The sequence below is a fragment of the Saccharospirillum alexandrii genome (assembly GCF_043641555.1).
Classification (GTDB): domain Bacteria; phylum Pseudomonadota; class Gammaproteobacteria; order Pseudomonadales; family Natronospirillaceae; genus Saccharospirillum; species Saccharospirillum alexandrii_A.
This window is the reverse complement of the sequence record NZ_JBHZRJ010000003.1, coordinates 753,589-778,289: the sequence shown is the minus strand read 5'-3', so window position 1 is coordinate 778,289 and position 24,701 is coordinate 753,589. Positions and strand designations below refer to the sequence as shown.

Here is a 24,701-nt window from a genome sequence, read left to right as displayed (position 1 = left end):
GTAATGAATCAAAATGAAGAGTTCATTGAATACCACCGAGCTCTGATGTCACTCAGCCATGACTCGGCGTTCATCCAGAGTTCCCGTATTGAAAAGATGTCGGCTCTGCTGGATCTGTGCGGCCGCCTGCTGCGCGTTGAACGCGTCAGCGTGTGGAAACTGACCGACAGCGGCGACGCGATTAATCTGGAGTGTCTGAATACGCTCAGCGACGGCATCTTTACCGACGACACCATCCTGAGCCGCGAACAAAACCCCTTGTATTTCGATGCAATGCTGACCGCGGAAGTCATCGATGCCCGCGATGCACCGACCGACCCCCGCACCCGGCAATTCAACGATCTCTATCTGCAACCACTGGGCATTGAATCAATACTGGATGCGCCGGTGTTCGATGGCAGCAATCTCAGCGGCGTTATTTGTCTGGAAGCGACCAGCCATCGTGCCTGGACACTGCCCGAGATTTCAATCGTTACGGTGGTGGCCGACACCATCAGTCTCATCAATTCCTACGAGGCCTGGCATGCCTCCCAGCAAGCTCTCGATTTTATCAGTCATTACGATGAACTGACGGGACTGCCGAATCTGCGCGCCTTTCGCAAGCAACTGGATTATCTGTGCAAGACGGAAAAGACCACACCTTCGATGGCTGTATTCTGGATCGACATCGACCGAATCAAAAGCATCAACGACGGCATGGGCGAGACCATTGGCAACCATCTGATTCAGGAAACCGCCAGCCGGCTCCAATCGCTGCGCATCAGTGGCAAGGAAAAGGTTGCCCGCAGTGGTGGCGATGAATTTCTACTGCTGCTACGCCACACAACGGAACCGGAGGCGTTGCGTCAGGTGGCCGACCAGATTCAGGCGTTGTTGTCGCAACCCTTGTCGATGACGGAAGTCGATGTCGCGACCACCGTATCCATAGGCATCAGCCTGTACCCGGCCGATAGTAAAGACCCTCAGAGTCTGCTCAAACAAGCCGAAGCTGCCATGTATCAGGCCAAGGAATGCGGGCGTGGCCAGGCCCGGTTTTTCAATGCCGACCTGTCCATACAAGCCCGCCAGAAATTCCAGGCCGAAGCTGAAATGCGCCACGCCATCGCCTCGCGCGAACTGGTGGCCTATTACCAGCCGATCGTCGATGCCTTTAGCCAGAAGATCGTCAGTGTTGAAGCCCTGGTACGCTGGCAACACCCGGAACGGGGACTGATCAGCCCCGATGGTTTTCTGAACCTCGTTCGCTCTGCCAACCTGATGAAAGATCTGGGCCAGGCTATACTGGAAACCGTGCTGGAAGACGTGTTGACACTGCGTGACCAGGGTGTATCGATTCCTGGCATCAGTTTGAATTTATCGGCCGAGCAATTGCTGGACCCGGAGTTCGCCGGTTCCGTGCGCAACCAGTTGCAACGCGCCCAGCTTCCCGCCTCGACACTGGATTTTGAAGTCACCGAAGACGCCATTGAGAGTGATACCAAATCCCTTCTCGACAATCTGACCACCCTGGTCGAAATGGGCGCCAGCCTGTCGATTGACGATTTCGGAACCGGCTATTCATCGCTGTCTCGACTCAAGCACCTGCCCTTTACCCACTTGAAAATTGATCGTTCCTTTGTTTCGGGCCTGCCCGACAAACAGGACGATAAGGCCATCACTCTGTCGATACTTGGTTTGGCACGGGGCTTGGGTATGTCGGTGGTCGCTGAAGGAGTTGAGACAGTCACCCAGGCAGACTGGCTGCAGGCACAGGGCTGCGCCTATTTACAAGGCTACCTGCTGCACCGTCCTATGCCGTTTGAACAGTTGGCTGTGTTATTGAAGGGCAACTAGCGCCCTGTCAAGGCAGTCTTTTCGACGGCAAAAACTCATCCAGAACGATGGTTTCCTGAGCCTGCATCAGGCTTTCAGCTCGGATCATATGGGCGCGCATGACGCGACGAACCTCTTCTTCATCTTTGCGCTTAAGGGCGCCTAACAACTGCATCTGAAAATGCCGGCCGGTTTCCCAGAGTTCCGGGTTGGGCAGGTCGTAGATGTCGTGGCAAAGGCGCAGATTTTTGAGCAGGCCGAGTAAAAAATGACAGGTAAAACTCAGAATGGGGTTGGGGCACAAATCGACCAGCACTTCATGAAAACTCAGTTCAGCCAGGCGCTGGGAGTGCTCTTCCTTCTGGTTTTTGGGCGGTGCATCGTAGATAGTCATGGTGTTCTGCAGGCGCTGAAAATCATCGTTCGACAAACGACCACAGACTGAAGCGGCAAGCTCCGGTTCCAGATGAACACGCAGTTGGTAGATATCGTGAATGGTGATGTCTTTAAAATAAAAGTAGTTGGCAAGTAGCGACATCGCGCGGTCGGGCGGTACGTCGGCGACGAAGGCGCCGCCGCCAGGGCCGGTTCGCGTGACAATCAGGCCCTGGGTATCGAGTGCCTTCAACGCTTCACGCACAGTACCCTTGCTGGCGGCAAACTGCACCATCAGGTCTTTTTCCTGAGGCAGACGGTCGCCCGGCTTCAGCCGATGCTCTGCGATCAGCCCTTTCAACGCATCGGCAACCTGGTCGGAACGTTTAGTCATGGTTAATCGCATCCGGTGGAGACAACGGATGATAACACGCCACCCGGTGGCCGGTCGCCAGTGCGTCCAGCTCGGGATCAGACTGCCGGCATTCGTCCGTCGCCACCGGGCAACGCGCGGCGAAGGCGCATCCCGCCGGCGGATGCATCGGGTCGGGTAATTCGACCGCATCGTCTTCTGCTGGCAACTTGCGCACCGACTGACCGGGAACGCTGTCGAGCAACCGCTGAGTATAGGGGTGGCGTGGCTGACTGAATATAGCCTCGACCGGTCCCTCCTCGACCACTCTCCCCAGGTACATGACCGCGACCCGGTCGCAGAAATTTCGCACCACGCCCAGATCGTGACTGATAAACACATAGGTCAATTGCAGCGATTCGCGCAGATCCTTGAACAGGTTCAGCACTTGCGCCTGAACCGAGACGTCCAGCGCAGAGACAGGCTCATCCAGTATCAGCACGTCCGCCTCTGCGGCCAACGCCCGGGCCACACCAATGCGCTGAGCCTGACCACCGGAGAACTCATGGGGGTAGCGTTCCAGAAACTCAGGACGCAGATTCACTTGCGTCATCAGCTCCTCCAGCCGGCTTTGGCGTTGCTCTGCCGACAGACCTTGCAAGTAAATCAGTGGTGCAGACAAGATGTCACGAATGGTTTTACGCGGGTTCAACGAAGAAATCGGATCCTGAAAAATATACTGAACCCGGCGTGCGTGTTGCTTGAGGTTCACCTTACCGTTGGCGCCCACCAGATCTTTGCCATCGAGTTGAATAGTACCTTCGCTCGGCTGGTCGAGCCCCACCAGCATTTTAGCCAGTGTGGATTTGCCACACCCGGACTCGCCTACCACGCCTAAAATTTCACCGGCAATCACCTTCAGTGTAATACCCCGAACGGCTTGTACCGACGGTCGGCGTTTGCGCATGAGCGACAGCCCGCCACCAAAGTGTTTAACCAGGTCACTGACTTCCAGCTTGGTCTGCGTTGTCATAATACCTCCCGCGCAAAGATGCAGCGTGCTTGCCGGCTGTCGGTCAATGTTTCCAGTTCAACCGGGGCGGCCCGGCAGGCATCGGTTACCTGGTCGCAGCGATCGGCAAACTTGCAGCCGACCGGCAAGTCGTTCACCTTGGGCGGCAGGCCGGGAATCTCCGTCAGCCGGTCTGAAACCCGGTTCACATCAGGAACACAGGCGATCAGTCGCCGGGTATAAGGGTGTACCGGCCGGGCCAGTACTTCGGCGACCGGGCCCACCTCGACCAGTTCGCCGGCATACATCACTGCAACCCGGTCGCACAGTTCCGCCACGACACCAAAGTCGTGAGTGATAAACATCAGGCTCGAGTGTTGTTCATGACGAAGCTGATTCAATAGCTTCAGTACCTGCGCCTGAACGGTCACATCCAGTGCGGTTGTCGGTTCGTCGGCAATGATCAGTTGCGGTTCGTTAGCCAGTGCCATGGCAATGCTAACCCGCTGGCGCATACCGCCCGACAGCTGATGCGGGTAGACCTTCGCTCTTGCCTTCGCATTGGGTATGCGCACCTGTTCAAGCAGGACCACGGCTTTTTGCCAGGCCGCCTGATAGCTCAATGGCTGATGCGCTCTCAGTGCTTCCACTAACTGGTCACCAATGGTAAAAAGCGGGTGCAGCGTCGACAGCGGGTCCTGAAAAATATAGGCCAGTTCACCGCCGCGCAGCGTGCGCAGCCGGTTATCGTCAACCGCCAGCAAGTTTTCTCCCCGATAATTCACCTGGCCATCCATAATGGTGCCCGGCGGCGAGGCCACCAGCCCCAGCAACGACATCGCCGTGACCGACTTGCCAGAGCCCGACTCACCGATGATGCCCAGGCACTCACCGGGCGCGATGGAAAAACTGGGCCCGTTGACCGCCCGGTGCACTTCTGAACCAATGTGAAACTCGGTGCGCAATTCAACCACATCCAACAGCCCCTGTTGCGCCTGTGCCGGTGCTTTTTTGGCCGCACTGGCAACCCGGGTTCTGGCTGCCGGCCGCATCAGGGCACCGGCTTTCAGGCGCGGGTCGAGCGCATCGCGCACGCCGTCACCGAGCAGGTTAATGCTCATCACCAGAATAAAGATCACCAGACCAGGCAAGGTTGCTACATGGGGGGCATTAATAATCAGCCTCCGACCTTCACCAAGAATGGAGCCCAGATCGGCTGTGGGTGGTTGAGCACCCAACCCCAAAAACGAAAGGCCAGCAGTTTCCAGAATCATCCAGCCAACGGTGGTCGACATGGTGATCACAATCACCGGCAGCACATTAGGCAAGACTTCGGTCAGCACAATCAACACATCGCCCTTGCCCGATAAGCGGGCCGCATCTACGAATTCCCGGTTGCGCAATGTCACCACCACGCCCCGCACGTTTCTGGCGAAAAAGGGAATATTAACAATGGCAATAGCGTACAGCGCATTCAACAAGCCGGGCCCGAGCACCGCAACGATAGCCAGCGCCAGCAGGATGTAGGGAAAGGCCATCAGCATGTCGATGCCGCGCATCAGAGTGCCATCAACCCGTCCGCCAAAATACCCGGCCAGTAACCCAATGGCAGAACCAAGCGTAGCTGCCACCAGCGTCGCGACAATGCCCACCGCCAGCGAGACCCGGGTACCCCAGAGCAGGCGCGACAACATATCGCGACCAAGCTGGTCGGTTCCCAGCCAGTTACCCGGTGTCAACGGCGGCAACAACCGCTGTGCCGGGTCGGTAATATTCGGATCGGCCAGTGGCAACCAGGGTGTTAGCGCAACCAGTAACAAGACAATGGCAAGCACCACCAACCCAAAACCCGCCAACTGGTTGCGCATCAGCAGTTTAAATGGCCCTGCCCGGCCCGATTTTCGGGTCATACCCGATCCGCTATCATTGGCAACCGTCATGACGTCACCCTCGGATCCAGCAACACCTGCACCACGTCGGCAAGTAGATTAAAGAACACATAGGCAGCCGCAACAACGAGCACCCCACCCTGCACCAGCAACAGATCTCGCGTGGAAATTGCGGTCACCAGCATGCTGCCGATGCCCGGCCATTGAAAAACCGTTTCGATGTAGACGGCTCCGCCCAGCACAAAACCGGCCTGTATACCGATAACAGGGACGATACTGACCAGGGCAGCCTTGAAGGCGTGTCGATAAATTACCCGTCGCTCGGCCAACCCCTTGGCCCGGGCGGTACGAATATAATCCTGTCGCAATACTTCCAGCATGCTGGCGCGGGTCAGTCGCGCAATCACACCAGTGGCAATAAAGGCCAGCGTACCGGCGGGCAGAATCAGGTGCCGGATCAGATCGGGCAAGTCACCTCCGCCATAGACGGCGTACATGCCGCTGGCGGGCAACAGCCGCCATTCAACCGCGAACAACATGATCATCAGCAGGCCCAGCCAGAAGGCGGGCGTGGAAATGCCGATCAGTACGATCAGCGTCAGCACTTTATCGGCGAACCCGTACTGTTTGACGGCTGAAATAATGCCGACCAATAACCCCATGATCGAACACAATACCAGCGCCGTACCGGCCAGAATTAAGGTGGCCCCAAACCGCTCGTTCACAATGTCCAGTACCTCACGGTTCTGGTTAAAGGAACGCCCGAGATCGCCCTGCAACAGATTGCCCAGCCAGGTGAAATACTGACTGACCAGGGGCTTATCCAAACCCAATTGGGCATTGAGCCGGGCCACGTTTTCGGGCGTGGCGTAAGACCCCAGAATGGCGGTCGCAGGATCACCCGGAATCAGCGCCATAATAAAAAAGACAATAAGAGTCAGGCCCAACAGTACCGGTAAGGTCATTACCAGTCGTTTGCCTATATAAGGCCAGATAGGACTGCGCATGATTCACCCTGCCTGCTGTAACTCAAGTTTCGGAGGACGCACGAAGCGAGCGTCGGATGCCGGTTATGCCTCTGCAGGGTAGTCCGCAGCATGGACTAAAACGCCAGGAGCGTTTTAGCACGAGCGCAGCGAGCCCGAAGGGTGAATCCCATGGAGGGGATTCATATCCTGCGGTCTAGGCCCGAGACGTCGGACCGCCAGGACGGATTCACGCCGACCCTGCAGAGGCATAACCGGTAGCCGACGCGGACCAAAGCCACCCAGTCAACTCCGAAGCTGAATTGGTAATAGAAACCCCCGGCCAGTGTTTCGTTTCAAGGCACCGGCCGACAGGGTTAGGTCGGCACCCGGGCCGACCACAGCTCAATTACGGCTTGCTCACATCGTGCAATTGCAACAGGAAGGAGGGCTGTAACTTGAAGTTCTCGACCGCATCTGTCGCCACGGCGTTTTGCTGCCAGTTGGCGATAAAGGCCCAGGGTGCATCGTCATAAACAATGGCCTGCATTTCCCGGTACAGCCGCGCACGCTCATCCTGATCGGTACTGGTACGGGCCTGGTTCAGCAGTTCATCCACCTCAGGGTTGCTGTAATAGCCGGAGTTGAAGCCACCGTTTTCCGGGAAGGCTTCAGTACGCAATGCCAGGAATGGCAGGGTGTCCGGGTCGTTGGTCATCCAGGCCATCTCGGCCATGTCCGCCTTGCCTTCCAGCCCCGGATTTACTTCACCGAGGAAGGTATTCCATTCATAGGTTTCGATGCTGACATCCAGGCCTACAGCAGCCAGATCAGCCTGAATGGCCGTACCCATGGAAATGGGGTCGAGCATGCCCGAGCCGCCCTCGGTGACATAAAAGGTTATTTCGGCGCCTTCACCACCGGCTTCGGCAATCAGTTCGCGAGCACGCTCCGGATCATAAGGATAAGGTTCGAGGTCATCATTGTACGCCCAGCCAAAGGCTGGCGGTGTTGGCCCGGTCGCGACCGTGGCAGTGCCCTGCAAAATATCGTTCACCAGCGATTCCTTATCGATGGCGTAGTTCACAGCCTGGCGCATCGCCTTATTATTAAAAGGCGCTTCTTTCATATTGAGAATCAGAAACCACAGGTGCGGACCGGCCTGTTCGTACAGCTCAAACGAGCCCTCTTGGACAAAGGTCGATACGTTGTCAGGCGGTACTTCCACCATCAGATCGATACCGCCGGAGAGCATTTCCGCCACCCGGGTATTGGCATCGGTAATGGGGCGGAAGACCACAGCTTCCAGTGAGGGCGCACCGTCCCAGTAATCCGGATTACGGGTGACCACCACGCGCTGGTTGGCCTGCCACTCTTCAAACTGAAAGGCGCCGGTGCCGGACGGGTTCCGCCCAACCTCTTCGCCATGTTCACGTACCGCCTCCGGTGAAATGATCAGGCCTGTGGGATACGCCAGGTTCGATAAGAAGGGAGCGAAGGGTTCAGTCAGTGTGAATTTGACCTGATATTCACTCACAGCTTCAACGGTATCCACCTGTCCGAAATAGAACGCCAGCGGGAAAGGGCCGGTGTCGTAATAAGGGTGGTCTTCGTTCAGCATGCGTTCGAAATTGAACACCACAGCTTCGGCATTGAAGGGCGAGCCATCGTGAAATGACACGTCTTCGCGCAGATTGAAGGTGTATTCCAGACCATCGTCGCTAATGGTCCAGTTTTGGGCCAACGAAGGCTCTACGTTGAGCGTGCCGTCGGCATAGCGTACCAGGCCGTCGTAGACGTTCACCAGAATCCGAAAATCGTTCACTGCGGTTACTGCATGAGGGTCCAGAGACTGTGGCTCGGCAATCTGACCGACAATCAGGACATTGGGGGGCGTTTCGGCCCATAGTGGACTGCTGGCCAGTGCAACCAGTCCGAAAAGCAGGGATTGGACGACGCGTTTCACCTTAAGTGCCTCTCTGTGTTGACCGTTTATTGTTGTGATTGCGTGCAGTGTAAGCTCCATTTTTCTCATCCTCTGGCTCTCGCTTTCTCAACCTCTGGAGAGTAGGAAGGTCGGGTTCAGTCACACTGCCCTATTACATTTATCACTATAAATTAGTGGACGCAATAAATTTTATGATGATAAATTAAGCCAACAGTCTGAACGGATACCTGCATGACCTACTCCATCATCGCCACAGACCCAGCGAGCGGCGCCGTCGGCGTTGCCACGGCCACCGGCAGTGTCGCGGTTGGCGGCTTTGTGCCGCATGTGCGGTGTGGTCAGGGCGCCATTGCCACCCAGGGGGCCTTCACCAACTGGCTCTATGGCGATAAGGGGCTGGCGTTACTGAATGAGGGATTGAGGGCCGACCAGGTGCGGGACCGGCTGGTCGAGGCCGACGAAGGCCAGGCACAGCGGCAACTCATTGTCTGCGACCGTTGGGGCAACACGGCCGGGCACACCGGTTCAGACAATCTCGATGCCAAGTTGCACCTGTGTGAGCCGAATTTCGCGGTCGCCGGCAATATGCTCAACAGCACCGACATTGTGCTGGCGATGAAACGCGCCTTTCAGCAATTATCAGCCGCGCCACTGCACGACCGCTTGCTGGCGGCGATGATGGAAGGTGAGCGCATCGGCGGTGATTTTCGCGGCACCCACAGCGCCGCCCTGAAAGTTCACTACCCCGACAAACCCCCGGTCGACCTGCGCGTCGACTGGGCCGAACGCGATTGCATCGAGCAGTTGAAAATTCTGTACCACAAAACACAAAGCGAACCCTTCCAGGAATTTCTGGCAGGGGTACCCACCCTGGCTCACCCCACAAAAACCGGGCACGTCAATCGCAAGGAGGTTCGTTAATGTCTCTGGGCAAACGCATCATGGCCTGGTCTGAACAGGCAGCACGCCATTCCGAACCAGGGCCGGGCGTTACCCGGCTGCTAGGCTCACCGGAACACAAAGCCTTACTGACCGATCTGGAAGGCTGGATGAAGCAAGCTGGCCTTGCAACCGAACTCGACGGTGCCGGCAACCTGGTCGGGCGCACCGACCACAAGCCAAACCGTAAAACCCTGATTATTGGCTCGCATCAGGACACCGTGCGCCAGGGCGGCGCCTACGACGGCATGCTCGGCATACTGCTGCCGCTGGCCGTGCTGCAACACCTTCATGAGCAGAATGAAACCCTGCCAGTTAACATTGAACTGATCGCGTTCAGCGACGAGGAAGGCGCCCGGTTTTCATCCACGCTGGTCGGCAGCTCAGCTCTGGCCGGCAGCTTCAACCCCGACATCCTGAATGCGACTGACCGTGACGGCACCACACTGGAAAGTGCGCTTCGCAGCTTGGGTGCCAATACGGATCAGATACCGACCCTGAAACGGGATCCAACTCAACTGGCCGGTTTTCTTGAAGTTCACATTGAACAGGGGCCTATTCTGGAATCGCTCGACCTGCCCGTGGGTGTGGTCTCGGCCATCACCGGCATTGAACGCCACAAGGTGCGCATCACCGGGAAGGCCGGCCACGCTGGCACCACCCCGATGCATTTGCGACAGGATGCGCTGCTTGCAGCGACCGAAGTGGTGCGCGCGGTCAACGACCTCTGCCAGAACACCGAAGACCTGGTCGGCGTCGTCGGCGAATTGAACGTGACGCCCAATGCCGTCAATGTCATCCCCAGCGGCGTTGATCTGACCATCGAACTGCGCTCACCGGTTACCCGGGTCCGCGAAACCGCCCGCCAGCAATTGCTTGCCCTATTGAATGACCGCATTGCCGCGCATGCCTGCCAGTGGAAACATGACCTGGTTTATGAACAGCAGGAAGTAGACTGCTCACCGGCCATTCAACACCAACTGCACAACGCCATAACCAGCTGCGGCTGGAAACCCCACACTCTGTTCAGCGGTGCCGGTCATGACGGTCTAGCCATGGCCCGTAGCATGCCCATTGGCATGCTCTTCGTACGCTGCACCGACGGCCTCAGCCACCACCCGGACGAAGCGATCACCGAAGCCGATGCCAACGCCGCTGCCCAGGTCATCAAACACGCCCTGCTGAACTGGGAGGTACCGGCATGAGCAGTCTACCCAAGGTCAATATCCAGCGACTGTTAACCACCCTCGACCAACTCCTGCGCATCGACAGCCCCACCGGCGATACAGCAGCCATAGAACATGCCATGTGCGAGCGATTGGCTCCCTTTGGCTGGCAGGTCAGCCAAACGCACCGGGGCAATGTACTGGCGCAATCGGGCGACAACCCCAAACGCGTAATCGCCGCCCACCTCGACACCCTGGGCGCCATGGTGCAATTCATTCGCGACGATGGCCGGCTTGAAGTCACACCGCTGGGCACCTGGTCCGCCCGTTTCGCAGAAGGCGCCCGGGTCACAGTAAAAACACGCCAGGGCCCGATCCGGGCCAGCTTGTTGCCATTACTGTCATCCGGCCATGCCTGGAACGACGCTGTCGATACCCAACCCATAGCCTGGTCACAACTGAGCGCCCGACTCGACCGGCCCACCTCAAGCCGGGAAGAAACCCTCGCGCTCGGCGTTCAACCTGGCGACATCGTCAGCATCGACCCGGCCCCTGAATTCGACGACTCCGGTTATCTCATCAGCCGGTTTCTGGACAACAAAGCCGGCATCGCCTGCGTACTGGAAATGCTGTATTTGCTGCAGGAAAACAAGCTGACACCCGCACAACCGGTGATATTGGCCTTCACCAACGCCGAAGAAATTGGCCTGGGCGCCGGCACTGCCCTGCCCCGAGCAATTGAAGAGTTAATCAGCGTCGACATCGCCCCGGTGGCCAACAATCAGGCCAGCCGGGAAGACTGCGCCACTCTCGGATACAAAGACGCCCTCGGACCCCACAGCCGCGCACTACTCGACCGACTCGACCGGATAGCAACAGAACACCAGGTGAGTTTTATACGAGACGTATTCCGCCACTATCACAGCGACTGTTCGTCCACGCTCACTGCTGGCTACGATGCGTCCACAGCACTGGTTGGCTTTGGAACAGACAGCACCCACGGTTACGAACGAACCCATCAAAAAAGTTTGATTGCTGTTACTCAACTACTAACCGGATATGTGCTGAGCAGTTAACGTCATGAGTTAGGCGTTCGCCGGAAACAAAAAAACCCGGCTATCGCTAGCCGGGTTTTCTCAACATCCAGGGTCGATCAGTATGCCGCATCGGGCTCGTAAAAATCATCGGCATTGTCGGCCGTGATTGGATCGGCCGCCAGCACCATGCGCGACGGAACACCGTGGTACATGTCACCCATTTTCTCACCGCGCACTCCATGTACAGCCAGTGCAATGCCGGACGCAATCATGTTGGGCGGATAGGTTACCGTTGCTTTTACAATCGGGTGGTTGTCACGGATCATGCCGATCACGTCTTTGGAACCACCACCGCCGACCAGAATCTTAATGTCATCACGACCGGATTCTTCAATTGCCGTCAGCACCCCCTTGAGGGCATCGTCATCACCGGCCCAAACCGCATCGATGTGCGGGTGGCGCGCCAGCATGTCTTCCATCACGTTCAGCGACGTTTGCGGGTTCCACTCACCGGACTGGGAATCCAGAATGGTGATGCCCGGGTGACGCTCCATTTCTGCATTGAACGCATTGACGCGCTGGCTGTTGATCGGAATCGAGGGCCCTTCGATCACAACCACATTGCCTTCGCCGTCCATCGCATCAGCCATGTACTTTGCTGCCTGCTCACCCATGCCCGGGTTGTCACCAGCCAGGAACACATCCTGCGTTGGTGTTTCCAGTTCACGGTCAACCACCACGGTGTAAATGCCATCCTGATAGGTCTCGGCAATCACCTGCTGCAGCGTGGCTGGGTTGTGCGGCAGTATGACCAGCGCATCGATCTGGCGTACGCGCAAATCTTCCACATCGCCCACCTGAGCCGTGCCCGAGTTCGCCGCCAGAATAGTGAACTCAATGTCGGGGTATTTCGCCGACAGATCTTCCGAAGCCTGGCGAGCCCACCATAACAGGCCAGCTGTCCAGCCGTGGTCGGCCGATGGCACACTGACCCCAATGTGGTAGCTGTCTTCGCCGAAGGCAACAAAAGGCGTTACCGACAATGCAGTCGCTACCGCCGCCGTTTTTAACAGTTTTTTCAGTTTCATGATTTCCGTCCCATCTCTGATTGTTGTTATCCCATCCCCTCTGTTGCAGGGAGATGCCTACCTGGCTTGCGCCGAACAAGGCCGATGACGAACCGGCCATGGTTTTCATTAAACCCCGATCTACTGCTGACGCTTGTACTGCACCAGCACAGCAATCAGGATCACCGAACCCTTCACCAGCCCCTGCAAATAGGGTGATACCCCCAGCAAGTTCAGCATGTTGTTGATGATGCCCAGAATCAGCGCACCAATGACCGTGCCCCAAATAGAGCCCTTGCCACCCGACAACGCCGTACCACCAATCACCACTGCGGCAATCGCATCCAGTTCATAAAGCACCCCGGCGTCGCTGGGGCTGATTGAATTCAGGCGAGAGGCCAGCATGATCGCCGACAACCCCACACAGCCACCGGCAATGGTAAAGCTGCCGAGAATGACCGTTCTGACCCGAATACCGGAATACCGCGCGACCTGAGCATTGGCACCGACGGCACACAAATGCCGGCCAAAGCGGGTGTAAAACAACAGGATATGAGCCACCACCGCCAGGATCAGAAACGCCCAGACCGGAATCGGTACGCCCAGCCAATAGCCGCCACCCAAATTCGGGAACAGCGGATTGCGGGACACCACTTCACCGGCATCGGTCAGATACAAGGCCACAGAGCGGAAAATGGACATGGTAGCCAGCGTTGCAATAAAGGCGGTGATTTTGCCCCGCGTGACCAGCAAACCGTTGAATACGCCGAACAGCGCACCGCTGCCGAGTGCCACCAAAATGCCGACCACAATCGCCATCACCGGATCGGTGACCGAGTTCAACGCATAGAGCAACAACACACCCACCAATGCCACCATCGACCCGACGGACAAATCGATGCCACCGCCGATAATCACAAAGGTGACCCCGATGGCGATGATGCCGGTGTAGGAAACCTGACGCATCACATTGGTCAGGTTGCGGGTGTTGAGGAAATATTCACTGGCCAGCGACGACGCGATCAGCAACACAACCAGAGCGATCAACGGGGCGAGAATCGTCAGATCCAGTCCGAGGCGATTGACGCTGCTGGAGAAACGATCGGTAAGGGTTCTTGCCTGGTTCATCACAACGCCACTCCTGCTTCGGTAACGTTCGACGCGCCCCGGGCGCCCGCTGCATACAACATGATATCTTCCTCATTTATCCGTTCATCGTGCAGGTCGGCGACAATACGCCCTTCGCGTACCACCAACACCTGATCACACAAGCCAATGATTTCTTCCAGTTCCGACGAGATCACCAGTATCGCCTTGCCTTCGCTGGCCAACCCCCGGATCAACCGGTAAAACTCGTGTTTGGTTCCCACATCAATGCCGCGCGTGGGTTCATCGAGAATCAGGATCTCGGGTTCAATATCCAGTAATTTGGCCAGATAGACCTTTTGCTGATTCCCGCCACTGAGCAGCCCGACTTCGGTTGTCAGGCTAGCGGTGCGAATGCTCAGTGCCTTTTGGTAATGCTCTGCCTGGCGACGTTCGGCCCGGGGACGAATCAGCCCCTTGATGTACCGTTTTAGGCTCAGCAGCGTGATGTTTTCAATCAGATTAAAACTCATCACCAGGCCCTTGCCCTGCCGGTCTTCCGACAAATAGGCCAGGTTGCGGCGATGCGCATCTTCCGGTGACTGAATCGTGCAGGGTTCTCCATTGATGAGAATCTGGCCCGAGGTTTTCTGGCGCAGGCCCATTATGGTTTCGGCGATCTCCGTTCGCCCAGACCCGACCAGTCCGGACAAGCCGAGAATCTGACCGCGGTGCAACGTGAAACTCACATCGCTTAACACAGAGTCAAGCGACAGCTGGCGCACCTCCAGTGCAACCTTGCCGTGCTGCCCCTGCTTTTCAGGAAACACCTGTGACAATTCCCGGCCGACCATTTTGCGGGCCATGCTTTCCTCATCCAGATCGTCGGTGGCGCATTGTTCAACTACCTGCCCATCACGAAGGATCAGCACCGTATGACACAGGTCCTTCACTTCTTTCAGCTTGTGCGAAATAAACAGCACCGCAACACCGGTGGCCTGCAAACGACGCACAACGTCGAACAACACCTTCACTTCCGGGTCGGTCAGTACCGTGGTCGGCTCATCCAGAATCACCACGCGGGCGTCATCGACCAATACCCGCGCCACTTCAACCAATTGTTTTTCAGCCACGCTGAGGCTGCTGATAGGTGCTTCCGGGTCGAGGGTTGATTGCAAGCTGGCCATAACCTCGCGGGTCTTTTGGCGCATGGTGGTGCGATCGAGAAAGCCGTGTTTGCGCACTTCCTGGCCGAGAAACACGTTTTCGTAAACGCGCAGGGTAGGCACCAGATTAAATTCCTGCGGAATCATTGCGATACCGAGACGGCGCGAAGTCACGGGGTCGAGTTCTTGATACTGTTTACCACCCATTTCCAGCGTGCCGGTACTGGGTTGATAAACACCGCTGATCAATTTCAGCAGGGTCGATTTACCCGCCCCGTTTTCACCCAGAATGCCGATAATCTCACCCGGATGAATGTCCAGATTTATGTCCTGCAACACCACATTGGGGCCAAAGGATTTGCCCAAACGATGCAATCGAATAAACGGCTCGGTCATGAGGCGACTCCACCGTTAAGCGGTGTCCAGACACCGTTGTTCTGATCAGAACGCAAAGTGGCCGCGATGAATTTCAGGCCATCAACACCGGTGGATACATCTGGCAACCAGCCGCCTTGCGAGGCCGTGCTCACGTCTGCTGACAGCGCCTGATACACATTGGCAAAGCCCTCGAGATACCCTTCCGGATGCCCGGGCGGCAAGCGCACGCTTTCGCCAGTGGCATCGCTGAACCAGTCGTCCCGGCGGGTAATGCGCTGCCGTGGCTGATTCAAGGGCGAGAACCAGAGTTCGTTTGGATTCTCCTGCGCCCATTCCAGTGATGCCTTTTCGCCAACAACACGAATGCGCAAGGCATTTTCAAACCCCGGTGCTGTTTGACTCGCCCACAACATACCGGTAGCCCCGCCTTCAAAGCGCAGCAATGCCTGAACATTGTCATCCAGCACCCGCCCCGGCACCTGGCAGGTCAGTTCCGCACTGACGGCCTCGGGCGTTAATCCGGATATAAAACAGGCCAGCTGAAATGCATGGGTTCCGATGTCACCCAAAGCACCGGCCGACCCGGCACGCTTGGGGTCGAGCCGCCAGTCGGCCTGTTTGTTATCGGCCGAAGGCACTTCGCTCAGCCATTCCTGCAGATACTCAACCTGCAAACTGAGAATGCGACCAAGATCGCCGCGCTGAACCCGCTCACGCGCATGCTGCACCAGCGGGTAACCGCAATAATTGTGCATCAGTACAAAACGCACACCCTGTGCCGCAACGCGCTCGGCCAAATGCTCAGCCTCGGCTAACGTCACCGTCATCGGTTTTTCACAAATCACATCCAGCCCCGCCTCAATGCAGGCCAGCGCTATCGGGTAATGCAAATAATTCGGCGTGGTAATCGCCACAACACGGGCGCCATCGCCGCGTTTGGCTTCAGTAGCAATTAACGCCTCGTAGCTGTCGTAGCAGCGGCTCGTGTCGAGTCGCAGTTGTGCGGCGGTTTCCCGGTTACTCTCGGGCCGGGTGCTGAAAACACCGGCGACCAGTTCAAACCGGTTGTCCATCCGGGCCGCGAACCGATGCACCGCACCGATCATGGAACCCGGGCCACCGCCGATCATCGCCAGGCGCAGGGGAGTTGATTGGGTCATCACAAACATCCTTTATCGGCTAAGCGGCTCAGAGACCGAGCAGCGACCGGTTAGTGGCTTCGTCGGTACCGGCGGCGGCGAAATCATCAAAGGCCTTGTCGGTCACCCGAATGATGTGGTCCTCCACAAAGCGAGCGCCTTCTTCAGCACCTTGCTCCGGATGTTTGAGCGCACATTCCCACTCGATCACGGCCCAGCCAGCGAAATCGTACTGCGCCAGACGCGAGAAAATGCCTTTGAAGTCAACCTGGCCATCGCCCAGTGAGCGGAAGCGACCGGCGCGTTCAACCCAGCCTTCGTAACCGCCATAGGTGCCCTGCAAGGCTGTCGGGTTAAATTCTGCGTCTTTCACATGAAACATTTTGACGCGATCACGGAAGTGATCGAGAAAGCTCAGATAATCGAGCTGCTGCAACACAAAATGCGACGGGTCGAACAAAATGCAGCAGCGAGGGTGATGACCGACGGCCGTTAAGAAGCGCTTAAAGGTGGCACCATCGTGCAGATCTTCACCGGGGTGAATTTCATAGCACAGGTCGACCCCGGCGTTGTCGAAAGCATCGAGTATCGGTTTCCAGCGCCGGGCCAGTTCTTCAAAGCCGGTCTCCACCAGGCCAGGCGGACGCTGCGGCCAGGGGTACAGAAAAGGCCACAGCAAGGCACCCGAAAAGGTGGCGTGCGCGGTCAGACCCAGGTTTTTACTGGCCTTGGCGGCGAGCAGCAGTTGATCGACGGCCCAGGCTTGCCTGGCTTGCGGGTTCTTGCGCAGAGACTCCGGCGCAAAGCCATCGAACAGGTCATCGTACACCGGGTGCACGGCGACCAGTTGGCCTTGCAGGTGAGTCGAGAGCTCAGTGATTTCCAGGCCATAACCGGCCAGTAAGGCAATTACTTCACGGCAGTAATCAAGATCTTCAGCGGCGCGTTCCAGATCGAACAGGCGCTTATCCCCACTGGGAATCTGCACCCCTTTGAACCCCAGGCTGGAGGCCCAGCGGGCAATGCTGTCGAGGCTGTTGAACGGGGCTTCGTCACTGGCGTATTGCGCCAGAAAGAGTGCAGGCCCTTTGATTGTTTTCATAAACAAACACCTTTAATTTTTGTTTTTGTATAATGTAATGCATTACATTCAAGCAGAGAGATTTGGCGAGGTCAACACCTTAAGCATCAGATTATTTTGAGAAACCATGCGAAAAGGCTTATATTCAACTGAAAATACGCCATGGCGGACTATCACTTTATGCAAGAAAATCTGTTACTGGATGTAATCCATTACATATCAACTCGATATCCTGAACGACAAACACTCAGGTCCGTGCCGGTTTATCCTGCATGGTATCGCTGTGGTAACATCGCCCCTGTTCACGTTGCAGATACGTACCATGCCCACCATTAAAGACGTTGCCCTGGCCGCCGGCTGCTCTACCGCCACTGTGTCGCGGGCGCTTGCCAACCCGGAAAAAGTGACCGAGGCCACGCGCAAGCGAGTGGCCAGCGCCATCGCTAAAGTGGGTTACTCACCGAACCTCGCCGCCCGCAATCTGCGCCGCAGTGAATCGCGCACCATCGTGGTGTTGCTACCCGACATTGCCAACCCGTTTTTCTCGGAAATCATCGCGGGCTTGGAAGACATTGCCCACCGCGAAGGCTACCGGGTCTTGCTTGGCGACTGCGAACACGACACCGGCCGCGCCAAGGCTTACTTCGACTTACTGCCGACCAACCAGGCCGATGGCATTATATTGCTGACCGCTGAAATCCCGTTGTCGCTGGTTACCCAGCAAGCCCGTGGTAGTCAAATTCCACTGGTGATGGCTTGCGAATACTTTGATCAGCTTGCCCTGCCCACAGTGCGCATCGACAACCCGCTGGCCGCTGCCCGGGCCATCGAGTACCTCTCATCGCTCGGACACCAGCGCATTGCCACCATAACCGGCCCGATGCAGAACCCCATCTGTATCGATCGGGTGAAAGGCTACCAGTCGGAAATGGCGCGCCAGCAGTTAGTGGTTAACCCGGGCTGGATTGTCGAAGGCGATTTCGGGTTTCTTTCAGGCTATCAGCAGGGTCAGGTTTTGCTGGCCATGCCTCGCGAACAACGACCCAGCGCTATCTTCTGCCACAGCGACGAAATGGCCATCGGCCTGATGAAAGCCGCTCGCGACGCCTCGGTCCGGGTGCCAGAAGACCTGTCAGTTATCGGCTTCGACAACATCGGACTCAGCGAATACTGCCAGCCGGAACTGACAACCGTTAGCCAGCCCAGAGACGAAATTGGCCGCTGTGCAATGCGGCTATTGCTCGATGTACTGCGCAAGAAACAGGTGCCTCACCAGCAAGTGCTGAGCACTCAACTGATTGTGCGGGCCAGCACCGCACAGGCGCCCAAACCCTGACAACACAGCGACTTAACCGATTAAGTTAACATTAAGCGCCAAGCTGGTTAGACTGAGTGGATCGCCACCCGTTCACTTTGCATTTTTGCTGGAAGGCCGCCTATGGATCACTCGCTCGATTACGACGTCCGCATCACCCTTGAACGCCTGCTCCCCCGGTTGAAACCCAAGGCCAGCAGCGATAAGGAATGGGCGGCCTTTGAAGCGAACCTGAACACTCAGTTTCCCCGCTTATTCGCCCTACTGCGCTCCTTGTACGGAGATCAGTACGACTTTTACTATCACCTGGAAAACACCCTGGAAACGCTGCTGGTTGCTTACCAGGAACGACCCTCTGTATTGCGCAATCAGGACAAAAAACGTCAGGCCGACCCGCTCTGGTTCAAACGCGAGGCTATGCTGGGCGCAGCCTGCTACGTCGACCTGTTCGCCGGCGACCTCAAAGCCCTGCGCGAACAGATTCCCTATCTGAAAGAACTCGGCCTCACCTACCTGCACCTGATGCCGCTGTTCAAAGCACCTGAAGCCAATAGCGATGGCGGCTATGCGGTATCAGACTACCGCCAGGTGAACCCAGCGCTGGGCACCATGAATGACCTGAAACGCCTGGCCGCGGCACTGCGCAAGGAAGGCATCGTCATGGTGCTCGATTTCGTGTTCAACCATACCTCTGATGAGCACGACTGGGCTGTCAGAGCCCAGCACGGCGAGCAGGAATACCTCGATTACTATTTCTGCTTCGACCACCGCAGCCAGATGGCGCCCTATGAGCCCTATTTGCGCGAGATTTTCCCGGAAATCCGCCAAGGCTGCTTTACCTGGCGCGACGACATGCAGCGCTGGATCTGGACCACCTTCAACAGCTTTCAGTGGGACCTGAACTACCGCAACCCAGCCGTATTTAATGCCATGCTTGGCGAGTTGCTGTTTCTGGCCAATGCGGGCGCCGATGTGCTGCGTTTCGATGCCCTGGCCTTTGTCTGGAAGGAAGCCGGCACGCCCTGTGAAAACCTGCCTCAGGCCCATTTGCTGATTCAGGCGTTCAATGCCGCGGCCCGCATTGCCGCTCCGGGGTTGCTGTTCAAATCCGAAGCCATCGTGCATCCGGATGACGTGGTGCGCTACATCAGCACCGATGAATGCCAGCTTTCCTACAACCCCCTGACCATGGCCATGCTCTGGAACACCCTGGCCACACGCGACGTCACCCTGATGACCCGCAGCCTGCAGGCGCGCTTCCCGATCCCGCCCGACACCGCCTGGGTCAACTACATTCGCGGCCACGATGACATCGGCTGGACCTTCGACGACACCATCGCCTGGAGTCTCGGCACCGACCCGGACCACCACCGACGTTTCCTGAACCAGTTCTACACCGGCCAGTTCCCCGGCAGTTTCGCCCGGGGGGTGCCTTTCCAGGAAAACAAAACCACCGGCGATTGCCGCGTGGCCGGGCAACTGGCGTCACTCGCCGGCCTTGAACAGGCACTGAACGATCAGGATGCCGAGGAAGTAAGGCGTTCGATCAACCGCATCCTGCTGATGCACGCCTTGATTCTCAGCATTGGCGGTGTGCCGTTGTTGTATCTGGGGGATGAGCTCGGGCTGCTCAACGACTATAGCTATCAACAAGACGTCAACAAACTGAACGACAGCCGCTGGGTTAATCGGGTGGCTGTAAAGGACGCCGATCTGGAGCTGCGAAACCAACCCGACACGCCCAATGGCCAGGTATACGCTGGCCTGCAACGGCTGGTTGCCATTCGAAAGGCGACCCCCTTACTCGGTGAGGCCCACACCCATATCATCGAAACGGGCAACCCCCATGTATTCGGCTTTACCAGAACACGGGATGCCGACACCCTGCTGGTGCTAGCGAATTTCGCCGATTTCGAACAAAGCCTGGATCAGTCATTGATCGACTCACTACTGACCGGCGGAAACCCCATCGACCTGCTGGAAACAAAACCGAGCTCTGACCTGAAAACGCTTCAACCCCATCAGGTACGCTGGCTGACTGTGGAGTAACAACCAAACCGACTCGCTGAACTCAGCGAGTCGGGTACCGGTCAAAAGTCGGAGATTCCTCAACAGCATCAACCCAATGCGGACGCTCCGACCAGAAAATGCGATCGTCAGGCGTCACCGCCGGGTCCCCATCCAGGCTACCGGCGGGTACTACCAGAAACTTACCGCTGCGGTTCACGTAGGGCAGTCCAGACCCACAGGTCGCACAGAACTGCCGCGTCCAATGTTTGGCTGTCGGCAATTCAAACCGCTTGATTTGATCCTCACCCTGTTCCCAGGTGATGGCATCCGGCACGGTAAACAGATTGGCGGCAAAAGCCGACCCGGTTGAATGCCGGCATCGGTCGCAATGACACAGGTGAAAAGCCGACACCGGCCCGTTGACCACAAACCGAACTGCACCGCAAAGACAACCACCAGAGGCGGCATTTAATGTGTTAGTCATAACTTTTGTCTCCGGTCGATTTACCCAAAACCCTGCCTACACACCGTTGCCAGGCGTTCGTGTTGGGCACCGAGTTAGCCTATTCGGGGTCGGCGTGAATCCGTCCATGGAGCCTAGACCGCAGCATCCTTGCTGCGGACTCCCCCGAATAGGCCAACCCGGCACCCTACACTTGACTGAGAGGCAATTTCCTATTCCTAGATCCTATATTCGACGAGTCATAAACACACTGTTTGGGTCTTCAACATAGTCGCCAAACGGCGGGCACGCTTCGAAGCCGAAGCGGCTATAGAGTGCCCGGGCCGCTGCGAAATAGTCCATGGAGCCGGTTTCCAGGCTTAGGCGAGTCAGTTGCTGAACTTTTGCCTGGTCCAGCAAATGCTGCAGTAAACGCTGGGCCACGCCCTGGCGCCGAAAGGCCATTGCCGTGCGCATCGATTTGATTTCGCCATGATTTTCCGTCAATCGCTTCAGCGCACAGCATCCGGCGAGCTGTTCGCCCTGCCCTTCGGTGTTGGTTGCCCAAATCGTCCAGAAGGTGACGTCCGGTTGCTTAAGGCCATCCAGATCCAGAGCATGTTTGCTTTCCGGCGGCGAAGTGGCGTTCATGTCCGCCAGATGCTCTTCCAGTAACCGGGCTATGTCGGGCCCGGTCAGATCATCGATCCGAATCAGGAAATTGGGTTTGGTCTGCGCTGTTCGCACGGTCATTGTGTGGTTCGCTGTCAGGGTCTCGTTGAGATGATTATTGCGCGCTGACCGCGGCTGCGCAATCGGGTTTAAACCACCGACATAGAAGACAACTTCACCAAAACCACGATAGACTGATTCGTATCTCATTTGGCTCGGACCGGGAAATGCTCAAGCAATTAGGTTACAGCACAGGGCTTTGGCTGCTCACCCTGAGTTTACTGCTCAGCCCGTCGGTATTGGCTGAGTACACGACCAATGCCAGCATCCAGGAAACGCTGGACTCGCTAGGCACGCAGACCAACCAGTTGAACCAGCGGCTGAGTTCCGTTCAACGACAGCATGCCCGATTGCTGACCAATGAAGCCGCGTTGAATGAGCATATCGTTGCCCTGAGAGGCAGCGGACAGGTGTTTCGCGTGCTCCAGGAACAAAACACCAACCTGCCCAATTTCGATTTCGACCCCGGGCTTTCTGATCTGATCGCCGATGCGCGACTGAGACAGTTTACGGTGAGCCAGCAACAAAGGGAGATACAGGACAACCCAAGTGACTACCCGGCCGACTTGCGACTGTCTGAATTGCAGGACCACTTGCAGGAGTTGGTAGTGACTGCGGTAAGCCTGCAACAGGCCCAGCAAGAGCTTACAGCGACGGCTGACCGGGTTCGCTCCAGCATTATTGAACAGCTGTTCTGGATACCGAGCAACCCGGCCATCGGCCTCGGTTGGTTCACCACCGCCCCCGGTGCTTTGGCGGATCAACTTACCCGCCTGCCTGCCCAGTTCTCCGTCAGCCTGACGCCGGGTGACCTGTCGCTCTGGCAATGGCTGGGCACGCTGCTGTTTCTGCCGGCTATCGCCTTGTACTGGCTGCAACCTCGTTTGAAAACGGCACTGGCAACAACGTTAAAAACGGGTACTGCCGCCTTCTACCCAACTGCACCCCGGGCAGAGCCAACATCGGAAGCAGAAACGACGAACTCCAGCCCCTGGTCCACACTGGTGGCGCTGGCATTGACTGCGGCGATTACAGCACCCGCCAGCCTGGCTTTGCTGGCCATCGGGAACCTGCTCTCAGGCACTCAGGAAACCGACACTCTGGTGTTGGGCCCGGCCCTGACCGCCATTGCGCTGAGCTTGTTCGTCGTGCAATTTTTGCGCAGCATCCTGGCGCCCGGACAGATCGCAGAGGTCGACTTTCAGTGGCCGGACCACGCCCGAAAAACGCTGCGCACCTTTGTTCGACGCTTTGCCTGGGTGCTGCTACCGACCAGTGCGGTATTAACGCTGGCCGTTCAACAGGGTGCGACGTTGAGCAATGACGTGCTGGGGCCTGTCATCCTGATTGTGGCGGGTGCTTTGGTCGCCTATTACTTCCGCGTACTGCTAAAACAGCTACCACCCGGTTTCGCCCCGGCCGGAGTGCGCTGGGTACTCAATCTGGTTCTGGTGCTGCTACCACTGAGCCTGGTGGTGCTGACGTTGTCGGGGTATTACTACACCAGCCTTCAACTGACCGGGCGCTTTCTGGCCACCTTTTATGTTCTCAGCGGCTGGGTCATTGCGGAGGCCAGCGCACGCCGGGCCATTGAAGTCTCAAGTAACCGCCTGCGCCAGCAACGGGAAGCTGAAAACCAGGTGCTAAGGGAGCAACGCGACGCCCAACGCGCCAAAGATCCGGACAAAATTCAGGAGCCGCTGCCAGATACCACGGCGGAATTGCGGCAAGTGAGGCAACAGACGCAGCGTCTGGTTCGCTTTCTGCTGCTGACCGGTTTTGGTGGCCTGCTGTATTGGGTCTGGGCTGATCTGGTGGGGGTATTCGGCTATCTCGACTCGCTGGTCATCTGGCAGTACGGCAGCGCTGAAAGCCCGGGCAGCATGAGCCTGCTGGATCTGGCCTCTTTTTTCTTCATTATCTCGCTGTCACTGTTTCTTGCAGCCAACCTGCCCGGCCTGCTGGAGATGCTGGTGCTGTCCCGGCTCAGTTTGCGGCAAGGCAGCGCCTATGCCATGACCACCCTGCTTAATTACATTATTACCGGCATTGGCCTGGTGCTAGCACTGTCGAGCCTGGGCGTCAGTTGGGACAAACTGCAGTGGCTGGTGGCCGCCCTCAGTGTTGGGCTTGGTTTTGGGTTGCAGGAAATTTTCGCCAACTTCGTCTCCGGTTTGATTCTGCTGTTCGAACGGCCGATACGCATCGGCGATATCGTAACCCTGGGTGATTTATCAGGCGTAGTCCGCCAGATCCGCATTCGAGCCACCACCATTACCGATTTTGATCGCAAAGACATCATTGTCCCCAACAAAACCTTTGTGACTGATCAGCTCATTAACTGGTCGCTTACCGACACCGTCACCCGGGTCATCGTCCGGGTCGGCGTCGCCTATGGATCAGACCTCGATAAAACACGAGCGTTGTTGCTCAGTGCCGCCAAGGCTAACCCCCGTGTGCTGGATGAGCCGGAACCCCAAGTTTTGTTTCTCAATTTTGGTGCCAGCACACTGGACCACGAATTACGCATTCATGTGAAGGAACTTCAGGACAGAAACCCCGCGATCGATGAGATTAACCGCTACATCGACCGGGAGTTCAAACTGGCGGGCATCGAAATTGCCTTTCAACAGATCGACATTCACCTTCGCAACAGCGAAGGCCTAGACAAACTGGTCAGCCGGCAGCCACCCCAGACCGACCAGTGAGGTCACTACTCATCGGCCAGAATCCAGGCCACCGCCTTTTCGGCGATGCCTTCAAACAGGTTTTGACCACCGAACGATAGTA

General features: G+C 57.1%; 19 protein-coding genes. 7 read left to right on the top strand and 12 right to left on the bottom strand.

All coding sequences use genetic code 11. From position 1 onward, the window contains the following. Positions 1 to 3: 3 nt before the first annotated feature. Positions 4 to 1,833, top strand: coding sequence for a putative bifunctional diguanylate cyclase/phosphodiesterase (locus ACHUE7_RS13690; protein ID WP_394170471.1), 1,830 nt, complete (start codon positions 4 to 6; stop codon positions 1,831 to 1,833). A 7-nt stretch (positions 1,834 to 1,840) separates the two neighbouring features. Here ACHUE7_RS13690 and ACHUE7_RS13685 read toward each other — a convergent pair whose 3' ends face one another. The 5 genes from ACHUE7_RS13685 to ACHUE7_RS13665 all read right to left on the bottom strand — a co-directional run bounded on the left by ACHUE7_RS13685 (position 1,841) and on the right by ACHUE7_RS13665 (position 8,371). Beyond that, complete coding sequence (locus tag ACHUE7_RS13685; protein WP_348476432.1) at positions 1,841 to 2,581, bottom strand: FadR/GntR family transcriptional regulator; 741 nt, start codon at positions 2,579 to 2,581, stop codon at positions 1,841 to 1,843. After that, on the bottom strand, positions 2,574 to 3,572 hold the full coding sequence (locus ACHUE7_RS13680) for an ABC transporter ATP-binding protein (protein WP_394170470.1): 999 nt from the start codon (positions 3,570 to 3,572) through the stop codon (positions 2,574 to 2,576). The genes ACHUE7_RS13685 and ACHUE7_RS13680 overlap by 8 nt, the downstream gene beginning before the upstream one ends. Continuing rightward, positions 3,569 to 5,461: a dipeptide/oligopeptide/nickel ABC transporter permease/ATP-binding protein gene (locus ACHUE7_RS13675; protein WP_394170469.1), complete on the bottom strand. Its 1,893-nt coding sequence runs from the start codon at positions 5,459 to 5,461 to the stop codon at positions 3,569 to 3,571. The genes ACHUE7_RS13680 and ACHUE7_RS13675 overlap by 4 nt, the downstream gene beginning before the upstream one ends. Before the next feature lie 26 nt (positions 5,462 to 5,487). Beyond that, positions 5,488 to 6,447 (bottom strand): ABC transporter permease, encoded by a 960-nt coding sequence (locus ACHUE7_RS13670; RefSeq protein WP_394170468.1) that lies wholly within the window; start codon positions 6,445 to 6,447, stop codon positions 5,488 to 5,490. A gap of 367 nt (positions 6,448 to 6,814) precedes the next feature. Next, on the bottom strand, positions 6,815 to 8,371 hold the full coding sequence (locus ACHUE7_RS13665; protein ID WP_394170467.1) for an ABC transporter substrate-binding protein: 1,557 nt from the start codon (positions 8,369 to 8,371) through the stop codon (positions 6,815 to 6,817). A gap of 213 nt (positions 8,372 to 8,584) precedes the next feature. Between ACHUE7_RS13665 and ACHUE7_RS13660 the strand changes: the two genes are divergently transcribed. Genes ACHUE7_RS13660 through ACHUE7_RS13650 form a run of 3 tightly spaced genes read left to right on the top strand, consistent with a single transcriptional unit; the run spans position 8,585 to position 11,534 of the window. Beyond that, complete coding sequence (locus ACHUE7_RS13660; RefSeq protein ID WP_394170466.1) at positions 8,585 to 9,274, top strand: DUF1028 domain-containing protein; 690 nt, start codon at positions 8,585 to 8,587, stop codon at positions 9,272 to 9,274. Further along, complete coding sequence (locus ACHUE7_RS13655; RefSeq protein WP_394170465.1) at positions 9,274 to 10,497, top strand: M20 family metallo-hydrolase; 1,224 nt, start codon at positions 9,274 to 9,276, stop codon at positions 10,495 to 10,497. The genes ACHUE7_RS13660 and ACHUE7_RS13655 overlap by 1 nt, the downstream gene beginning before the upstream one ends. Continuing rightward, positions 10,494 to 11,534 (top strand): M20/M25/M40 family metallo-hydrolase, encoded by a 1,041-nt coding sequence (locus tag ACHUE7_RS13650; protein WP_394170464.1) that lies wholly within the window; start codon positions 10,494 to 10,496, stop codon positions 11,532 to 11,534. Before ACHUE7_RS13655 ends, ACHUE7_RS13650 begins: the two co-directional genes overlap by 4 nt. A gap of 77 nt (positions 11,535 to 11,611) precedes the next feature. On the opposite strand, the gene ACHUE7_RS13645 is transcribed toward ACHUE7_RS13650, so the two are convergent. From ACHUE7_RS13645 to ACHUE7_RS13625, 5 genes are all read right to left on the bottom strand, one after another. Beyond that, positions 11,612 to 12,583 (bottom strand): substrate-binding domain-containing protein, encoded by a 972-nt coding sequence (locus ACHUE7_RS13645; RefSeq protein ID WP_394170463.1) that lies wholly within the window; start codon positions 12,581 to 12,583, stop codon positions 11,612 to 11,614. A 120-nt stretch (positions 12,584 to 12,703) separates the two neighbouring features. Then, positions 12,704 to 13,690, bottom strand: coding sequence for an ABC transporter permease (locus ACHUE7_RS13640; protein ID WP_394170462.1), 987 nt, complete (start codon positions 13,688 to 13,690; stop codon positions 12,704 to 12,706). After that, on the bottom strand, positions 13,690 to 15,210 hold the full coding sequence (locus tag ACHUE7_RS13635; RefSeq protein ID WP_394170461.1) for a sugar ABC transporter ATP-binding protein: 1,521 nt from the start codon (positions 15,208 to 15,210) through the stop codon (positions 13,690 to 13,692). The genes ACHUE7_RS13640 and ACHUE7_RS13635 overlap by 1 nt, the downstream gene beginning before the upstream one ends. Next, positions 15,207 to 16,352: a Gfo/Idh/MocA family protein gene (locus ACHUE7_RS13630; RefSeq protein ID WP_394170460.1), complete on the bottom strand. Its 1,146-nt coding sequence runs from the start codon at positions 16,350 to 16,352 to the stop codon at positions 15,207 to 15,209. Before ACHUE7_RS13630 ends, ACHUE7_RS13635 begins: the two co-directional genes overlap by 4 nt. Before the next feature lie 28 nt (positions 16,353 to 16,380). Further along, positions 16,381 to 17,433, bottom strand: a complete 1,053-nt coding sequence (locus ACHUE7_RS13625; protein ID WP_394170459.1) for a sugar phosphate isomerase/epimerase family protein — start codon at positions 17,431 to 17,433, stop codon at positions 16,381 to 16,383. Between the two features lie 301 nt (positions 17,434 to 17,734). On the opposite strand from ACHUE7_RS13625, the gene ACHUE7_RS13620 reads away from it, so the two are divergent. Together ACHUE7_RS13620 and ACHUE7_RS13615 are read left to right on the top strand one after the other, a co-directional pair. Beyond that, positions 17,735 to 18,748 (top strand): LacI family DNA-binding transcriptional regulator, encoded by a 1,014-nt coding sequence (locus ACHUE7_RS13620; protein ID WP_394170458.1) that lies wholly within the window; start codon positions 17,735 to 17,737, stop codon positions 18,746 to 18,748. 102 nt (positions 18,749 to 18,850) lie between these two features. After that, entirely contained in the window at positions 18,851 to 20,776 is a 1,926-nt protein-coding gene (locus tag ACHUE7_RS13615; RefSeq protein ID WP_394170457.1) for an alpha-amylase family glycosyl hydrolase, read from the top strand. A 22-nt stretch (positions 20,777 to 20,798) separates the two neighbouring features. Here the strand turns inward: ACHUE7_RS13615 and ACHUE7_RS13610 are convergent, their stop codons facing one another. After that, on the bottom strand, positions 20,799 to 21,221 hold the full coding sequence (locus ACHUE7_RS13610) for a GFA family protein (RefSeq protein WP_394170456.1): 423 nt from the start codon (positions 21,219 to 21,221) through the stop codon (positions 20,799 to 20,801). Positions 21,222 to 21,425: 204 nt separating this feature from the next. Continuing rightward, a complete protein-coding gene (locus ACHUE7_RS13605) occupies positions 21,426 to 22,061 on the bottom strand; it encodes a GNAT family N-acetyltransferase (protein WP_394170455.1) in 636 nt (211 codons plus the stop codon). A 17-nt stretch (positions 22,062 to 22,078) separates the two neighbouring features. Between ACHUE7_RS13605 and ACHUE7_RS13600 the strand changes: the two genes are divergently transcribed. Then, entirely contained in the window at positions 22,079 to 24,619 is a 2,541-nt protein-coding gene (locus ACHUE7_RS13600; RefSeq protein WP_394170454.1) for a mechanosensitive ion channel domain-containing protein, read from the top strand. Positions 24,620 to 24,701: the final 82 nt, after the last annotated feature.